12 protein-coding genes and 2 pseudogenes are annotated in these 16,142 nt (G+C 59.0%); 4 read left to right on the top strand and 10 right to left on the bottom strand.

Annotation, left to right across the window (positions count from 1 at the left end; genetic code table 11):
• Positions 1-26 precede the first annotated feature (26 nt).
• A pseudogene (locus ABRP93_RS11710) lies at positions 27-302 on the top strand (relaxase/mobilization nuclease domain-containing protein); the annotation flags it as partial.
• Between the two features lie 475 nt (positions 303-777).
• Complete coding sequence (locus ABRP93_RS09180) at positions 778-1,989, top strand: coiled-coil domain-containing protein (protein ID WP_349887736.1); 1,212 nt, start codon at positions 778-780, stop codon at positions 1,987-1,989.
• A 231-nt stretch (positions 1,990-2,220) separates the two neighbouring features.
• On the opposite strand, the gene ABRP93_RS09175 is transcribed toward ABRP93_RS09180, so the two are convergent.
• From ABRP93_RS09175 to ABRP93_RS09150, 6 genes and pseudogenes are all read right to left on the bottom strand, one after another.
• A complete protein-coding gene (locus tag ABRP93_RS09175; RefSeq protein ID WP_349887735.1) occupies positions 2,221-2,319 on the bottom strand; it encodes a helix-turn-helix domain-containing protein in 99 nt (32 codons plus the stop codon).
• A gap of 99 nt (positions 2,320-2,418) precedes the next feature.
• The gene (locus tag ABRP93_RS09170) at positions 2,419-2,751 is read right to left on the bottom strand and encodes a hypothetical protein (protein ID WP_349887734.1); all 333 of its coding nucleotides are present in this window, start codon (positions 2,749-2,751) and stop codon (positions 2,419-2,421) included.
• The gene (locus ABRP93_RS09165; RefSeq protein ID WP_349887733.1) at positions 2,741-3,313 is read right to left on the bottom strand and encodes a recombinase family protein; all 573 of its coding nucleotides are present in this window, start codon (positions 3,311-3,313) and stop codon (positions 2,741-2,743) included. Before ABRP93_RS09165 ends, ABRP93_RS09170 begins: the two co-directional genes overlap by 11 nt.
• 2 nt (positions 3,314-3,315) lie before the next feature.
• Positions 3,316-6,003 (bottom strand): N-6 DNA methylase, encoded by a 2,688-nt coding sequence (locus tag ABRP93_RS09160; protein ID WP_349887732.1) that lies wholly within the window; start codon positions 6,001-6,003, stop codon positions 3,316-3,318.
• A 124-nt stretch (positions 6,004-6,127) separates the two neighbouring features.
• Positions 6,128-7,603, bottom strand: a complete 1,476-nt coding sequence (locus ABRP93_RS09155) for a recombinase family protein (protein WP_349887731.1) — start codon at positions 7,601-7,603, stop codon at positions 6,128-6,130.
• A gap of 22 nt (positions 7,604-7,625) precedes the next feature.
• Positions 7,626-8,951, bottom strand: a pseudogene (locus ABRP93_RS09150) (type VII secretion protein EccC); the annotation flags it as partial.
• 152 nt (positions 8,952-9,103) lie between these two features.
• Between ABRP93_RS09150 and ABRP93_RS09145 the strand changes: the two are divergent.
• Together ABRP93_RS09145 and ABRP93_RS09140 are read left to right on the top strand one after the other, a co-directional pair.
• The gene (locus ABRP93_RS09145) at positions 9,104-10,552 is read left to right on the top strand and encodes a ubiquitin family protein (protein ID WP_349887729.1); all 1,449 of its coding nucleotides are present in this window, start codon (positions 9,104-9,106) and stop codon (positions 10,550-10,552) included.
• On the top strand, positions 10,552-11,802 hold the full coding sequence (locus ABRP93_RS09140) for a S8 family serine peptidase (protein ID WP_349887728.1): 1,251 nt from the start codon (positions 10,552-10,554) through the stop codon (positions 11,800-11,802). Before ABRP93_RS09145 ends, ABRP93_RS09140 begins: the two co-directional genes overlap by 1 nt.
• A gap of 77 nt (positions 11,803-11,879) precedes the next feature.
• Here the strand turns inward: ABRP93_RS09140 and eccB are convergent, their stop codons facing one another.
• From eccB to ABRP93_RS09120, 4 genes are all read right to left on the bottom strand, one after another.
• Entirely contained in the window at positions 11,880-13,163 is a 1,284-nt protein-coding gene (eccB, locus tag ABRP93_RS09135) for a type VII secretion protein EccB (RefSeq protein ID WP_349887727.1), read from the bottom strand.
• Positions 13,164-13,254: 91 nt separating this feature from the next.
• On the bottom strand, positions 13,255-14,136 hold the full coding sequence (truA, locus tag ABRP93_RS09130) for a tRNA pseudouridine(38-40) synthase TruA (RefSeq protein WP_349852279.1): 882 nt from the start codon (positions 14,134-14,136) through the stop codon (positions 13,255-13,257).
• A gap of 418 nt (positions 14,137-14,554) precedes the next feature.
• A complete protein-coding gene (gene rplQ / locus ABRP93_RS09125) occupies positions 14,555-15,052 on the bottom strand; it encodes a 50S ribosomal protein L17 (RefSeq protein ID WP_023025214.1) in 498 nt (165 codons plus the stop codon).
• Between the two features lie 67 nt (positions 15,053-15,119).
• On the bottom strand, positions 15,120-16,130 hold the full coding sequence (locus ABRP93_RS09120) for a DNA-directed RNA polymerase subunit alpha (RefSeq protein ID WP_005277080.1): 1,011 nt from the start codon (positions 16,128-16,130) through the stop codon (positions 15,120-15,122).
• Between the last annotated feature and the right edge of the window lie 12 nt (positions 16,131-16,142).

Raw genomic sequence — 16,142 nt, 5'->3', positions numbered from 1 at the left:
TCTCGCCATAGTAGTCATTCTGGTTCATCTCCTTATGCGGGTTAGGTTCCCACACACAAACCATTAGACACTCTCGCAGTGAAAGCGAGTCCGACGTAGCTCGGGTTCACGGTGCTGGTATGGGATTGGCACAAAAAGTAGCACCCAACAGCCCGTACTTTGTCGCCACTCATACCGATGCCGAGGGCGGGCATGTCCACAACCACATCGTGGTTTTAAATCACGATTACTCTACGGGGAAGGGTGCGCCGAAAAAGCTCAAGCACCACCCGTCGATGCGCAAGGCTAACGACGAGGTGATGCGTGACTTAGGCATGGAGGTCGCCAAGCAAGACGAGATACACCTGACCCCGGTGGAGGCTCACGCCGTACGGCAGGGCCGGTCTATTGATCCGGCGCCTTTGGACGAAATCACTAACGACAACTGGCGGCATACACTGCGCGCGCACGTCATGGAGTTAAGTGAAGATCCGGCGGTCGAGACGATGGAGGACTTTATGGACAAAAGCCTCCTCCATAACGTCTCGGTTCGCTCGCGAAAAGGTCGTGGCAAGAACAAAGACAAGACGTATCTGACCTACGCCCTGGTCGACGATGACGAAGTCCCTTTGAAGGTTAATAACCGCAAGTGCTCAGAACGTGCCTCCAAGCTAGGCACAGATTTTCAGTATGAGGGCATACAGCAAATCCTGCAGAAAAAGCAGCAGGCCAAACAGCAACAAAAAGAAGCCCACGCAGCTTTTAGGGCTGCAGAACAGCAACAAGAAAGGTTAGACGATGAAAAATCCATTTCACAGCAAGAATCCCGCGCCGCAGCAGCAGAAGGTAAGCGAGACGCAGAACGCAAGCACCGACTCGCTACAGCAGCAGCACTTATCGAAGAAGGAGAAACTGCAGGCGGATCTGCAGACGAAGCAGGCCATCGAAGGACTGCAGAATGGGCAAAAGAAGCTCGAACAGGACTTGAAGAAGCTGGAGGAGACGAGCAGCCAGTGGCCCCAGGAGATCCAGAACGATCTGCAGGAGCTGCGCAACGACAGCAACGAGCAAGCGAGGGCACTGGAGCGCCTGGCCCAACAACAGAAGACGCAGGGGCTGGAGCTGCGCAACCAGGCAACCATCCAGGAGGCAATGGAGCGCGCCGACGCGATGTATCACCGCCTGCTGCACGTAGTAAGCAAGATGAGCGAGGCCGCAAGGAGCATCCAGACCAGCATCTTCGAGTCCGTCCAGCAGATGCTCAAGAGCCAGGAGGAGATGCGCAAGCACCTGGAACTGCTGGTGAAAATCAAGACGGACATTCACCTCGACGCCGAGCAAATAAAGCAAATCGCCGAGCCAGTCAGCGCCGAAATGAGGCAGTACGTCGATACGTCCTTGGAGAAGTTCAACGAGAAGATGATCAAGACGCTGGAGACGACTTTGAGCCAGAGTTTTAGCGAGTATTCTGCAGCACAGGAGGAGGCTGTGCTGCGCCAGGAGGCTGCAGCCGAGCGCACTGAGCAGGCTACACAGCAGGCCGAGCTGGCTGCAGAGCAGGCTTTAGAGGCTGTATCTGCCCAGGAGGCTAATCGCGGTTGGCAGCAGCAGATGCTTACCACGCTGGGGACAGTATCGCTGCAGGCTGCATCGGTTATTCTCGGTGCCTTCGTGTTCCTGGGCCCAATAGCCGCTATCCTCGGATTGTCGGGTACGCCGGGCTTTATGCAGTGGCTTACTGATTTCGGCTCTCAGGGCGCAGGACAGGCCTTCTTAGCTGTACTTATTGCTATCTGCGGCATCGCCTTTACAGCAGTGCTCATGGCAGTCACGTACCGCCTTGTCGACGGTGCGCTCAAGGAGCGCAAGGGTGAGGAGGCCTTAAGCAACATGGAGGACTCTATACAGCTGAGCAGGGCACGCCGCAGGGGCGATGATGTCTATATGGAGACGATAAGGGCGCAAGCACAGCGTAAATTAGACAAAGAGCGTCGCCAGGACGAGGCATAATTAATGAAAACAAGTGAAAACATGGCGGTGGTCTCGGAGACCTCCGCCACGGATTTATCGAACAAAGAGGGTGAAACCGCAGGTCAGACCATTCGAACATTTTCAGGCCATAGTATTTTGAGGCTTTTGGACGTTTGGCCGGATTTGATCTACAGCGACTAGAGATATGAGTCTATAATGGAGATATTACCACAAACGAGAAGCAATAGCAAGGGGTAGCAGGGGTATCTGCTACCCCATTTCTGCGCGCTCTAAAGCCCGATACAGGGTTGGACGCGAGACATTAAAGCTGCGGGCTACGGCAGCATACGATAAGCCCTCGTTGAGCATAGTGCGTGCTGCACGCTTGCCACCCCCTCAAGGCACATCGCGAGGCGTGGGCGTTATGGCTTATCAGTCTCTGTTAGTTCCTGGACCAGTCTCCGAACTTTATCTTCCCTTTTTTTCGAAGTTGCTGATCACGATCCCGAAGTCCTCGAGAGTGCGATCTTCTGGGTCATCGAGATTACGCGGCTTACCAGTCACTGGGTCGACTCGATAAGGACTTACCGGGTGCCGATCTAGATCAGCAGGTTCGACATTCCGTATCTGGTAAATTGTATTCCAAAAACCACGAATAGCTGCGATACACCGCTTGCGTGCGGTGCTGGGGCGAATCTCTTGAGAGCGCAGTCTGGAATCAATCCTCGTCAGCTTACGTTCCAGTTTCCCCCACGCTTCGAATTCTTGCCCTAATTTTTTCTCGCCATCATTAACGATCATTACCGGTCCTTTCCAATACTCTGTAGATTGTCGGCCGCGAGACACCGAATGTCCTGGCTACTGCACTAATGGTCTTGCCGCCGTCGATGAGTTCTTTTGCGACTTGCGCCTGCTCTTTGCTGAGCTTCGGTTTCGGGCCAGCGACTCGGCCCTGCGAGCGAGCATGCGCCACACCTTCGCGGGTGCGCTCGATAAGCAGATCACGCTCCCACTCGGCAAGGCTAGCCATGACGTTGAGGACTACCTTGTCAGCTGGCCTAGACGTATCGAGTGCGGGTTCTAACACTTTGACGTTGATGTCGCGCTCCGCCAGGTCAGCGATAGTGTTCACGGTATCCACGAGGCTGCGGCCCAGCCTGTCCAGTCGGGTCACGATCAGCGTGTCGTCGGTGCGCATGTACGCCAGCGCGTCCTCAAGTCCGGGCCGCTGCCATTTCGTACCGGAGATGGTGTCCGTGTAGATGTGCTGGGGGTCGCATCCGGCGTCCACAAGGGCTTCGCGCTGGATATCGAGCGACTGCTCTTGCTTTGACGTGGAGACACGTGCGTAACCGATAAGCATTGCTACTTAGACACCTCCCTTTGATCTTGGGAGTTGAGCATCTGGTCGATTCCGTAATCGAATCCTCGCTGCCTTACAGCGTTCATCGCCTTGTCAGCCTCTTCTTTGGTCCGGATAAAGGCTTTACCTGCATCGATCATCGCCTCGGCTGCGCTCCAATTTTCTGGAACGGGGATGAGTAGATCGCGAACGTGGTTGGGTTCTAGATGCTGCTGGACAGACCCGTATTCATTAATCAACATCTGGAGCGTGGCGTTCTCGGAGAGAAGGAATGCCGCTACATAAGCCCGCAATTCTGGAGACTGAATCCGAACTCGGATCATGTCATCGGAAACGATCTGCCCGTCCATGACACTGGAAACGTAGGCGAGCCGGCCGATGGAACCCGAACGTGTGAGAAGTAGATCCCCCTCGTGCACGGTTACAACTTCGTAGTCCTTTTTCTGCTTCGCAGAGGCTTTCGTGAGGTCGATCAGCTTTGCCGAGTCCCGCTTGTCCTGGAGCATGGCGGACGGAGTGAAATAACCCACAACGTGCTCACCATCGGCGACATTTTTGACAATGACGTTCTCTGTCTTGAGACGAGGACCCTTGAAGATAGCAATTCCAGGTTCCAGCTGTCCGATAGTCGAAACCTCCCACCCCGGGATCTCATCGAACTCTCGAATCTTGGCGATCGATTCGTTGAGGTGTGGCGAATAGAACTGCGGGTTGATATTTAACCGGTCGTCGATCTCGCTGCGTTTTATTGCATAGCGGAACTGGGAGGGCTTGAGGGAACCTCTCTTAAATGCGTGGAAGTCCGAGACGATCTCATCAAGATCTTGGTCAAGCTGATCGGTAGTGACACCGTCAGCACTCATCACGAAGATCGGTTCGCCCTCCGAGGTTTGACCAACTTTTTGAGAAGCAGCCATGTAGATGTCGTAGTCTTCATCATCGGGCCAAGTCTCATCATCCGTCTTCTTGGTGAGGAAGATTACACAGGTTCTCACGCCAGTATCAGGCTGGAAGGAATCCTTGTGCAGCGTCACAACCGCATCGAGACGAGCTTTCTCGAACAGCATCTGTCGAGCTTTGAGGGATTGGGCAGTATCAAGGAAGGCTTTGGGCATAACGATGCCCATACGACCGCCTTCAGCCAGCCAATCGAGGCATCTTTCAAAGAACAGCAGCTCAGGACTTTGCTGGGTGAGTATCTCTTTCGTCGGCGTGCCAGTCGACTTAGACAACAACTCGCGTTGAGCCGTTTCAAAGTTGGCAAGAATCTCGGGATCTGTGATCCTCGCATCCCCCTGACCGGCAAACGGTGGGTTCGTAAGAATCACTTTGGGTGCGCCCTGTGATGCGCGAGAAATGATCCACGGGTCCAGCTCTTTGTATGGACGCAACGAATCCCCGTGCGTCATTCCAGCATGTCCATCTCCGTTGAGAAGCATTGCTGTCTTCGCCAACTTAACCAGTCGGGGGCTAATCTCAATTAAGAAGACATCGTTTTTGGCTGCATCGAGTTGCCGCTCTCGTTGAGGACTGACAGGTGCGGTGGTGTTGAGCACCTTTTGGCGAACATGCCGGAAAGCTGCGGTGACGAATCCGCCCGACCCGCCAGCCGGGTCGAGAATCTTTTCGCCCACCTGCGGGTCGATCATTCGCACCATTGCAGAAACGATGAGTCGGTTCGTGAAGAACTGTCCCCTCTGACGCTTAAGGTTCTGGTGCGTGTACTGCTCGTAGGCCGCGCCCATGATGTCCCAGTCATCTGCGTCCGAATAACTAGCGACCAGTGACCAGGGTTGGAGAACGGTAATCGCTTCGACGATTGCGGAGTCGGGCACTTCAATCTTTTCGCCCTTAGGAAAGACTTCTCGGTGCCGTTCTGCGAAGTTCCCAAAAAGGCGGCGCACTCGTTTTGCAGCGGCAACCCGGCCTTCTTGCGACTCGTACTCGTCCTGAGTGATGTAGAATTGGGGGTATTCGCCCGGTGAGGATTCATCCTCGATCTTGGCCAGGAGAATACGAACCATGTCCATGGTGATGTCGTAGTCGTAATTCTCCATGCCCCGCCCATAGAGCTTGCTGTTGCACAGACGAAACAATCTGCGAATGTCGTGAGGCCGGTCTAGCTCGTCTTTACGCCTGCGCCCGATAGCACCCCAATTCTCATCCGCGCGCGGGATCTCGGTTACCGGCACCAATGAGTGCTGCTCACGATCCACCCGGTAGAACTTGGTGTCGGCCGAATCACCTTCGGTTCCGTTCGTCCAGACACCGCCCGGGGCATTTGTCGAGAAAATGTAGCTAACGAGCTGGGCATACCCCGATTTTTCGTCAGGCTTTTTACATTCGACTACCAAAGTGATCTTGCCTTGATCACGCTTGGCCGCAGCCACGTTCGTGTTGTAAACGACGATATCAGCCCTCACGGGGCGCCCGTCAGCGCCAGTAATCTCTTTACTTCCGTGATAAATCGGTACCTCACGACGAATGCGCTTAGCGGGGTAGTCATACTCATTGATGAGAGTCGCGATAAATCCTTGACGGACCGCTTCTTCCGGGGTTGCCCGCAGCAGGGCACCATCGGTCAGGCAAACGAATTTACCCTCCTCGTTAATCATCGGTTTGACGTGAGGTCGTTGTCGTGCGGTTGCCACCGTCTTCTCCATTGCTCGCAATCGGCCGATCTCGTACACGCCACTACCGCATGCCGTCATCCAACGGCAACCAGGTCAATTGCATATACGGGATCGCTGTACACAATACACAGTGTAACACAATTGCAACATTAGCGATATCGTACAGCGAAACTTATTTTGTCTACTGCTTCCAGCTAATTTTCACGCGCTGTGGGTCGAACACCTTTGCACCGAGCCTGCCAGGCTGGATGTGAATGTCCATCATTAATCGAGTGAGTCGACGTTTATCCTCAACAGAAGCGCCGCCCCACCACTCTGCAAAGTCGGGCCCGTCTGCAAGTTCCACAGCGAGCGGATCTGCGTCAAGGTTAGTCGTTAGCTCACGCATATCTTCATCTAAGCCCGAGATCTGAGCTTCAACCTTTTTCGACATGCGCACGAATGTGGACATGTCAATATCTTCATTAAGGGCAGCGTCCTCTATCTGCTCACGCTTAGCCAGAAGCGCATTTTTCTGCCCTGTCAGGTTTTGCAACTGCTCTGTAAGGGTATCGTCCTCTGGTGTTAATGCTTTCTGAATTACAGCTACGGCATCAGGCTGCTCCATGCGTTTAAGAATGGCGGCCTCTATTAGGTTGTCAACCTCAGCGCCGATGGACACATGTGTGCCACCAGGCTCCGATCTTTTGCATGTGTAGTAGCGGCGAGGCTTTCCGTTCTTGCTCCTCCGATTACGCGCGTACATTGGAGCTCCGCACGTACAGGTCAGGACAGATGCGAGAAAATGCCGGGGAGCATTGCCACTATGTGAGCGCCGACGAGCCGGATCACGCAAGATAGCGTCGAGTTTTTCTCCGGTCGCTTCGTCAATGACGGCAGGCCAGTTGCCCTTTCCGATGATCCGGCGATCTTTCACGAGACGGTGGCCGGTCTCGGGATCAGTCGGGTTAAAGGTGCTTAGGCCTCGCACACGGGGATTAAGCAGGATGTCTCTCAGCGTCGGCGCTGTCATGGGCCGCCCGGATGTGGCCGTCAAACCGCGCGCATCGAACACGTCGCGGACAGTTTCACGCAGCGTCTTGCCCGCGATGACCATCGCGGCGGCGTCGAGGATAGCTTGGGCTTCTTCGTCGATGATGGTCACGGCGTCGGTGTCGTAACCAAACATGCGTCGCCCACCTGTTTTGGGCCGTCCGGTACGCGCACGGTCTTCGTATGCAGCGCGAATTCGAGCAGCCCTGTCGATTGATTCCTGCTCGGCGATGAGGCCAAGGATAACGATGGTAAGACGCGACGCAGGGTCTGAAGGGTCAATGTTGTAACCACGGTTCGCTTTAACGGTGACGTTGTACTTTTCGCAAAGCTCGAATAGGGCAAGCGTGTCCTTAGTACGGCGGGTCAACCGGTCGAGTGCGTAGACATAGACGACGTCGACCTCACGGTTCTCAATTGAGTGGATCAGTTTGTTGTATTCAGGTCGATACTCACCTGAAAAGGCGGAGACGTTGTTGTCTACGTAGGTGGCAACCACCTCCGCCTCGTCAGCATCGGCCTGTTTGGTGGCGAGATGGATCTGTCGTTTTACACCGGCCTCTTCCTGCTTATCTAGTGATATACGCGCATAGATTGCAGCACGCCGCGTAGTCATTGTTGCCATGCAGCTATCGTACCCCATTTCCTAACTCTGGATTACCACTACCCGTTGCTCCGATGCACAGGCCATGTGGACCCATTCCCCCATGCGCGGATTCTTTGAGATCCACGGTCACCGGCTGCCCAATGGAATCGATGCCGATGGGCACCATGAGCCGCGAGGCGCCATCGCGTCCGTGCCACATGCCGCTAGCGGCCAACTCATCCACGCCGCTGTAGCCGAGCAGCCCCAGCAAATCATTGCCCCGGCGCCCAGAGGTGCTATCGGGTCGGCGAAAGACCGCCATCCGGCGGGCCATAATCGTGGCCGCGGCAGTGCCCAAATAATCGGGTGTACCCAGTTCTTCCACGCCCGCGGCCGTGACCGCCTGCAGGGTATCCGCCGCAACGAGGCACAAGCCTTCTTGTTCCGCACGCAGGCTCAACGCGGACGATGGTGCACCGCCTAGTTCAATGACAGTGGTATAAGAATCGCCGTGGAAGAATTCTTCGGTGCCGGTGGTCAGGAGGGCATCGACAAGCACAATGCGAAACCGCGCCTTGTCTGGCTCCCGGGTATGCGGCAGCCATTTTAGCCACTCCCACTCGCCGCCGATGGCCTCGATTCCGATGGTCTCGGGACCGTGCGCCAGGGCTAACTGCATGACGAGGGCGCGCACCGTATCGCGGGCATTATCGCCGGTAAAGGATAAAAACCTAAAGGCCTGCAATTGGATAACCACCGGCATATCGGGCACGGTGCCCACCGCCTTGATGGCCTGGCGCATGCTCACCGCGCAGACCGGGTCCAGGTCCTCGGTCGCGCCGGAATCCGGCACGTTGATGGGTGTGCACAACGTGGTGGGACCGGTGCCCACGCGCACCTCCAAGGCATCCGGATCATCGGGCCCGCGCTCCCACATGCGCCGCGAGCCCACCAACGGTTCCAACCCCGCAGGATCCGGGTGCCGGTATAGCTCGTGCGCGCGCTGCGCACCGGCATTATCCAGGGCCTTTTCCCGCAGCGCCTTAATGTGGCGCAAGTAGGTCCGCCGGGTTTCATCCGGGTCCTGCCCGCTATTTTGTGGCCCAAACATCATGGCCATGCTGGCCAGCATCATGAGTGGAAACATCAGGGATACCGGGCTGATATGCCGCGAGTCGCCCGCGCCCAGCACCATCAGCACCACCATGCCCAGCATGGCGGCGATCATCACGATGGGCAGCAGCAAGCGCACCAAGGGCACCGGCTGTGGGCGCACCGCTTCCGGCACTTCCTCTGCCTCGATGGTGCCGGTGGGAAGCGGCGGTGGCGCGTCCCTGAGCGGCACGGTCAATGGTTCCACGATGTGGGTTTCCCCGATCCCAAGCATGGGTAAAATCCTCCCCCGATCCACGCGCTTAGCGCTCTTGGCCCCCTGCCAAGATTCCCCGCGCTGCGGTGGACACGACGCCACCAGTAAGCCACAATATGTGGCATTGGGCAAGGGGGACGCCCACAATCTTTAGACAATTCGGGGGAATTATGACCGCTCCAACGGCGCATCACCTGCGCCTTACCATCCGCATCCACGCAGATTCCTTCCACAAGGAAGCAGACGTGGCATTGCCGTTAAGCTCCAGCCTCGGCGAGCTCATGGCAGAACTTACTGACCTTGTCGATGCACCCGCGATCGACTCACCCTGGCGCGCCAGTACGGCCTCTGGACGCACCATCGACCTCACCGCACCGCTTGCCGCCACGCCGCTTGCGGAGGGCTCCATCCTGGTGCTCGCCCCGCGCGAGGAGCGCCCCGCGCCCGTAATCCGCGACGCCGCCGAATCCCTCGCCGCCCAGAGCCACGACGACACCACCTCCGCCATTCCCATCGTCTGGGCGTGGGCTGGGCTTGCCGCGGCCTTCGCCGTCGCGTGGGTACTCTCACTTCCGGCGGTGGCCTGCGCCGGGCTCGCCATCGCGGCCTTCGTGCTCGCCCTGTGGACGCGGGCGCTATCGCTTGTCATGCTCACCCTAGCGGCAGGGGCGGCGAGCGGTTGGGCGCTTATTTCGCCCGCGCTTGCCGATGCCCCCTATGCCGCCCTCACCACCAGCGCCACCCTGCTCGCGGCGTTATTAGCCTGCCACCTCACCCGGTTAAGCACGGTACGCATGACCTCCGGCGCGCTCACCATCGCCGGGTTATTACTCATCGCGGCCGTAAGCTATCTGCTTCCTGGACTGAGTGGCAATTCGGGCATCGGCACGAGCCACGGCACCGCCGCGGCCGCGGGCATCATTATCGCGGGAGTCATTTTGCTTGCCACCGCTCCCGCGCTGACCATCGCCACCGCGGGGCTCAAGGTGCCGCAATTGCCCACTGCGGGCCAAGACCTCGCCGTCTCGGATGAGCGCCAGCCCGATGTGGACGATCGCGCCATCCGCGCCGGGTATGCCTACGAGGGCATCTGCTGCGGAATCGCGCTTTGCCTCATACCGGCCCTCATCGCGCTTAGTTTCACCGGCACCGGCACCCTCGTGGCCACGGACGGGACCGTGGGCGAGGCGGGATCCGCCGCTACCATCGGTTCTCGCATCGCCGTGCTTTTCGGAACCGGTTTAACCGGGCTCGGCTTCGTCCAAGCACTCTGCGTCTCTGTTGCCGGAACGGTGGTCATGCACGCCGCGCGTCACGGGCGCGTGCTTGCCAGCTGGGCGCTCATGCTCGTCGCCATGGTTGCCTGCCTCACCGCCTGCCTGTGCGCCGTGCATGCGATTGCCGCGGACGGGCTTGCCGGCGCTTGGGCGCCGACGGTGGTCGCCGCTCTCCTGCTTGCCGCGATGCTAAGCGCCCCACTGTGGACGGCCAAAATGAGCGAGGTGGAGCCAACGACCATCGCCTGGTTTGAACGCCTCGAGTCCCTCACCATCGCCGCCTGCCTGCCGCTTGCCGCGCACCTCGCCGGGATCTTCGAGCTCATTCGGGGGCTGGGATAATGCACCACACCCGCTCGCGTTATTCTTCCGCACAGCCTGGTTTCAACGGCAGTTCAAGGCTTGCTGCTTGTGTCATCACCGCGTGTGTCCTCGCCGGTACCGGCGGCTTCATCACAGCAGCTCCCACCGCTCCCATCGCGAGCGCGCGGGAACCGGACCGGGAATGCGCCACGGCGCATCCTTCTCCCCTAGCGCCAGAACCTTCCGCAGACCAGCGCGCCTACCGCTCCCAGCTGCATTCCTTTGCCACTGGCGAGGGCATAAAGGTAGCCGTCATCGATACCGGCGTTGCCCACCACGATCAGTTGCCAAATCTCACCGCAGGCGCGGACCTGGTCACTCCGGAAGAACCGGATCCGCACCGGGATTGCGACCTGCACGGCACCGTTGTAGCCGGCATCATTGCTGGGCACGATATTGGCATCGCCCCGCGCGCTGAGATCCGCGCCATCCGCCAAACCAGCGCGCATTATCGCCACTACGATGGCACGGCCGGTGAGTCCGACGAGGACAGCACCACCGGCTCGCTCGACACGCTGGCCCGCGCCATCGAACATGCCGTGGAGGACAACGCCCGGGTGATCAATATTTCCGTGGTGTCCTGCGTTCCAGAGAAGACCGCACAGCGCATCGATAGCTCCCGCTTAGATGAGGCGCTCAGCCATGCAGAAGATACCGGCGCGGTAGTCATCGCAGCCTCCGGCAATATTTCCTCCGGCACCTGTGAAGAAGGCGATCACGTCTTTCCCGCTGATTCACCGACCGTTTTATCCGTTAGCGCCCAAGAGGATGCCCACGCACTCGCCGAATACTCGCTCACGCCCGTCGATGGCCCACAACTATCCGCCCACGGCTTCGTTCCTTTAGCGCTAAACCCCGCCGGTGGTTGGGCAGACGGAAAGAACCAGCAGGATTCCTTGGCACAGTTCCACGGCACCTCGTTCGCGGCTCCGGTGGTTAGCGGCACCGCCGCTTTATTAGCCGAGCGCTACCCAGAAGCCAGCGCCGCCGATATACGCCAACGGCTCCTCTCTGCCGGCGAGCCCGGCAACGGTTTCATCGATCCTCTCGCCGCCCTGACCCATATCGATGGCGAATATGCCGCACCCACGCGCGATCTGACCATCCAAACCTCCAAAGAGGAACACTCCCCGGCAGCGAGCCGAACCGGCTGGGTGTTCGGCGGGTTAGTCCTGCTGCTGACCGGCCTGGCGGTTGCCCGCGGGCTACGCCGACCCAAGTCGGCGTAAGGCGGAGTAGGCCGGGGTAGGTTCTACGGCTTGTGCTGTTCGTCGCGAGCGCCGAGCGCGGCGTGGGCCAGCACCGCCTAGTGGCTGACCTGCAGAGCTTCGTCTCGGTCCAAGCGCGAAGCCTCTGGCAGTAGCCGGATGATTTCCCACGGAACTTCCGCCCCAATACCGGTGCCGAGGGCCTCCAAGAGTTCCTTATTGTCCACCGCATGGCGCTGCCCCGTAGGGGAGACAACGTGATAGCCATGCCCGGTATCCACGCCAACTCCTCCTGCCGATAGCCCACCAAAACGATCCGCTATGCCCTCTCCGGCGAGCGCTACCGTCCCGGGGTTCTCGGTGACCATCGCTGCGCCACCGTCGCTATCGGCGCACATCCAGCCCTCATCTGGGCCAACGAAGTCGAAGGTGGTGGCGGGCAGGCGGAAGTTTAAAGGGCCATCGGCAAGCGCGCCTACCTCTTGCGGCGAAGCTTCTTTGCGCGTCGCGCCGTAGCTAACCAGCATGTCTGCCTGGGTGGCGGAGAGCTCGGCCACGCCCTCGTCTGTCCGGGCCCACTGGCCCTGCCCGGTAGCCATGATGTCCGGCAGCGGATCGGGAAACGTCAGCGGCGGCTGCTCCGCAAAGGCATTGAGCAACTCCGCAGGGACGGGCCACGCATGGGTGCTCCCGTCTATGCCAATCCCGCGGCGGATGACCCGGCCCTCCGTGCTCTGCGCATCGGGCAAGCGCACCCGCCCGTCCGCGGTGAGCAGCCACTGCGCACCATCCGTTTCTGCGAGCGCGGCGCGCTTCTCCTCAAAGCCCTCCTGCGGCGGATCCGCCACCACGATGACCTCTTCTTGGGCTACCTGTTGGCCATCGATGCTGGTGGGATTATCCGCAGGCTGCTCATCATGTCCGGCAAGGCACGCCGCCCACGAGCGCTGCGGTGTCTCGCCCGGTGCGGCCAAATAGCCGGGCGCATCCGAAATCCCCACGGGCGTGCCCAACGAGGCCTCGCGCAAATGCTCGTCCCCAATGGTCTGCGCCTCGGCCGCCTCGCCGGCGATGATCCGCGCGGAAGAGAGGTTGTAAACGGGGTGGTACGTATCGTTGACGTCCACGAAAAGCTGCCCCTGTTCCGAGCGGACGATGGGCGCATCCCCTGGTTGCGGGCTCGGCTGCAACCAGGCCAAAAGGCCAGAGCCGGCCGCCAAAAAGGCCACTCCTACTCCGCCAAACATCATCGCTTTGCGGCGGCGGGCCAGCGGATCGTGGATCATGCGCGTATCGCCCAACACGAGACCGTGTTCCACGCGGCGGCGCAAAAATTTATGGCCCGAGACTTGGGCCTTGGTCGTTGGCAATGGACGTGCCATGAATTTCCCCCGAAAATTCCCCGAAAGTCTAAATAAACCCAGGCTTCAGGCTAGCGTAGGCGCCACGGCCCTGCCACTTGGCAGCGCGGGGTTACTCAACGGTGCGCTTTTCCCGCGTCACATCAGCCCGCGCGGACATTCCGCCCGGTTTCGGGTAATCCACCTGGACTAAGGACAGACCCTTCGCCGGCGCCACCGGGATGCGGGAGGAGCGTTTTGTCTCTTGTAGCAAGGCCGCGGCAAAGTCGACGTCCCTGCGGCCTTCGCCAACGATTAAGCAACAACCTACTAAGGAGCGGACCATCGACCAACAGAATGCATCCGCGACTACGCGGACTTCAAAGAGCTGCGGTTCCTCCGGCGTCGATACATCCCGCCAGCTAAATTCCTGTAATTCGCGAATGGTGGTGGCATTCGGCTTGGCCTTGCAAAATGCCGCAAAATCGTGCAGACCCACCAGTGCGGTGGCTGCATCCTGCATGGCATCGATATCTACCGGTTTAAACCATTCGGCCGTATCGCGCGCCCGAGTCGGCAGCGCACCCCGCTGGCTGGTGGTTATCCGGTACACATAATGCCTGCGCAGCGCGGAGAATCGGGCATCAAAACCCTTTGGCGCGAATTCGCAGCCGTGTACCCGAACGTCTTCCGGCAACAGCTTTGCAAGCCTGCGCACCAACTTCCCCGGATCATTTGCTACGGACCGTTGCTCCAGCATCTCCAGCGGCACATCCACGTGCGCCACCTGCCCGCGCGCATGGACGCCCGCATCAGTACGCCCGGCCACCGTCAGCGGTACCTCCGTGCGAGCGATCATTGCCAGCTGCTCCTCGAGCACGCCCTGAACGGTGCGCAGTCCGCCCTTTTGCTTGGCCCAGCCGTGGAAATCGGTGCCATCATAGGCCAGATCCAACCGGAGCCGAACGAATCCTTCCGCTGGTCTCTCATATGAGATCGGTGCTGCTTCAGTCATGGTGAACCTAATGCTACCGGAGGCATCGGCGGGTTCCCGAAATGTGCAACCTCTCCTGCTACACCTCCCCTGTTCGTTTTGAGCAGAAAATGCAATATCTGAGGGCCACATTTGCTCAGTTTTCGCAGAGGAGGTTGCGCAGAGGAGGATGCACATAGGAGCTTGCGCATCGGAGGTTGTGCCTAGGGCGCCAAGAAACGGAGAGTGCGTGGTCTGCTGCATGGCGGAGCGGGACGAGGGAGCGGGACGAGGGGGCGGGACCAAGTACCTGAGGTTCCAAGTTCAAAACGACAAAAGCCACCTCCCCGTCTCTTCGTAAAGAGAATGGGAAGGCGGCGATTGTGCGCTACTTCTGCGAGTAGGAACTGCAATCCACGCACGGCGTTAGGTCCGGCGCGGATTCAGTGGCCGAGGGAGATTACTTCTCCTCGGACTCCTCAGCAGCGGTGTCCTCGGCCGGAGCCTCGGTCTCCGCAGCCTCGTCTGCCTGAGCCTCTTCAGCCTCAGCGGCCTTGGAAGCGGCAGCGCGGGTAGCGCGGTTAGCCTCGGAGGTCACGGTCTCCTCAAGAACGAGGGAGATCTGGGACATCGGGGCATTGTCACCGGTGCGGTTGTCCAGCTTGATGGTGCGGGTGTAGCCACCCTCACGGTTCTCAAAATTCGGTGCAACCTCGTCGAACAGGTGGGAAACAACATCCTTACGCGGGATGAGCTTCAGCACTGCGCGGCGGTCAGCGATTGTGCCGGACTTAGCCTTGGTGATGATCTTTTCGACGTACGGGCGAAGAACCTTCGCCTTGGCATCGGTGGTCTTGATGGCGCCGTGCTCGATCAGGCTAGCTGCCAAGTTGCTCAGCATATGAGCTTGTTGCTTGGCGGAGCCACCGAGACGGGCACCCTTCTTCGGGGTAGGCATTGTTTACTCCTCGTGTGCGGTAAAAGTTGAGCGCGCGGCAACGAGTGCCGCAGTTCAGGGTGATTCTTTACTCGGAATCGTCCGCAGCCGGATCCTTGAAGTCACCGGTTTCTGCGTCGTAGCCCTCGAGCTGGGTGGGGTCGAAGTCCTCAGGGGTGTCCTTCAGAGCAAGGCCCAAGTTAGCCAGCTTGATCTTAACCTCATTAATCGACTTCTGACCGAAGTTGCGGATATCCAGCAGGTCGGACTCGGTGCATTCTGCAAGCTCGCCGACGGTGTGGATTTCCTGACGCTTCAGGCAGTTGTAGGAGCGAACGGAGAAGTTCAAGTCCTCGATAGGCATGCCGTAGGCGGCGATGTACTCGGTCTCCTGCGGGGAGGGACCAATCTCGATGCCTTCGGCTGCGTTGTTCAGCTCGCGTGCCAGGCCGAAGAGTTCGACCAAGGTGCCGCCGGCAGAAGCCAGGGCATCGCGGGCGGAAATCGAGTTCTTGGTTTCGACGTCGATGGTCAGCTTGTCAAAGTCGGTGCGCTGCTCAACACGAGTAGCTTCGACCTTGTAGGAGACCTTCAGCACTGGGGAGTAAATCTGGTCGATTGGAATACGGCCAATTTCCCCAGAGGTTGCGGCAGCCGGGACGTAGCCACGGCCGCGCTCGACGACGAGCTCAATGTCCAGCTTAGCGGTGTCATTCAGCGAAGCGATGTGCAGATCCGGGTTGTGGATCTCCACGCCAGCCGGCGGCTGGATATCGCCCGCGGTGACATCACCAGGGCCTTCCTTGCTCAGGTACATAACCACCGGCTCATCAGAGTCGGAGGACAGAACCATGCTCTTGATGTTCAAGATGATCTCGGAAACGTCTTCCTTCACACCGTTAATGGTGGTGAACTCGTGGAGCACACCATCAATCTTGATGGAGGTTACCGCTGCGCCCGGGATGGACGACAGCAGGGTGCGACGCAGCGAGTTACCGAGGGTGTAGCCAAAGCCCGGCTCGAGCGGTTCGATGACGAACTTCGAACGAGACGAGTCGATGAATTCCTCGGTGAGCTGAGGACGCTGGGAAATGAGCATTGCAATTCTCCT

This window comes from Corynebacterium sp. KPL2850, assembly GCF_040225855.1.
Lineage (GTDB): Bacteria > Actinomycetota > Actinomycetes > Mycobacteriales > Mycobacteriaceae > Corynebacterium.
This window is presented reverse-complemented; position numbering and strand designations above follow the sequence as displayed.

Bases quoted from the DNA above. Each gene is read 5' to 3' on its own strand.
- ABRP93_RS09180 (WP_349887736.1), top strand. From the start codon at position 778: ATGAAAAATCCATTTCACAGCAAGAATCCCGCGCCGCAGCAGCAGAAG.
- ABRP93_RS09175 (WP_349887735.1), bottom strand. From the start codon at position 2,319: ATGCTCAACGAGGGCTTATCGTATGCTGCCGTAGCCCGCAGCTTTAAT.
- ABRP93_RS09170 (WP_349887734.1), bottom strand. From the start codon at position 2,751: ATGATCGTTAATGATGGCGAGAAAAAATTAGGGCAAGAATTCGAAGCG.
- ABRP93_RS09165 (WP_349887733.1), bottom strand. From the start codon at position 3,313: ATGCTTATCGGTTACGCACGTGTCTCCACGTCAAAGCAAGAGCAGTCG.
- ABRP93_RS09155 (WP_349887731.1), bottom strand. From the start codon at position 7,603: ATGGCAACAATGACTACGCGGCGTGCTGCAATCTATGCGCGTATATCA.
- ABRP93_RS09145 (WP_349887729.1), top strand. From the start codon at position 9,104: ATGACCGCTCCAACGGCGCATCACCTGCGCCTTACCATCCGCATCCAC.
- ABRP93_RS09140 (WP_349887728.1), top strand. From the start codon at position 10,552: ATGCACCACACCCGCTCGCGTTATTCTTCCGCACAGCCTGGTTTCAAC.
- eccB (WP_349887727.1), bottom strand. From the start codon at position 13,163: ATGGCACGTCCATTGCCAACGACCAAGGCCCAAGTCTCGGGCCATAAA.
- truA (WP_349852279.1), bottom strand. From the start codon at position 14,136: ATGACTGAAGCAGCACCGATCTCATATGAGAGACCAGCGGAAGGATTC.
- rplQ (WP_023025214.1), bottom strand. From the start codon at position 15,052: ATGCCTACCCCGAAGAAGGGTGCCCGTCTCGGTGGCTCCGCCAAGCAA.
- ABRP93_RS09120 (WP_005277080.1), bottom strand. From the start codon at position 16,130: ATGCTCATTTCCCAGCGTCCTCAGCTCACCGAGGAATTCATCGACTCG.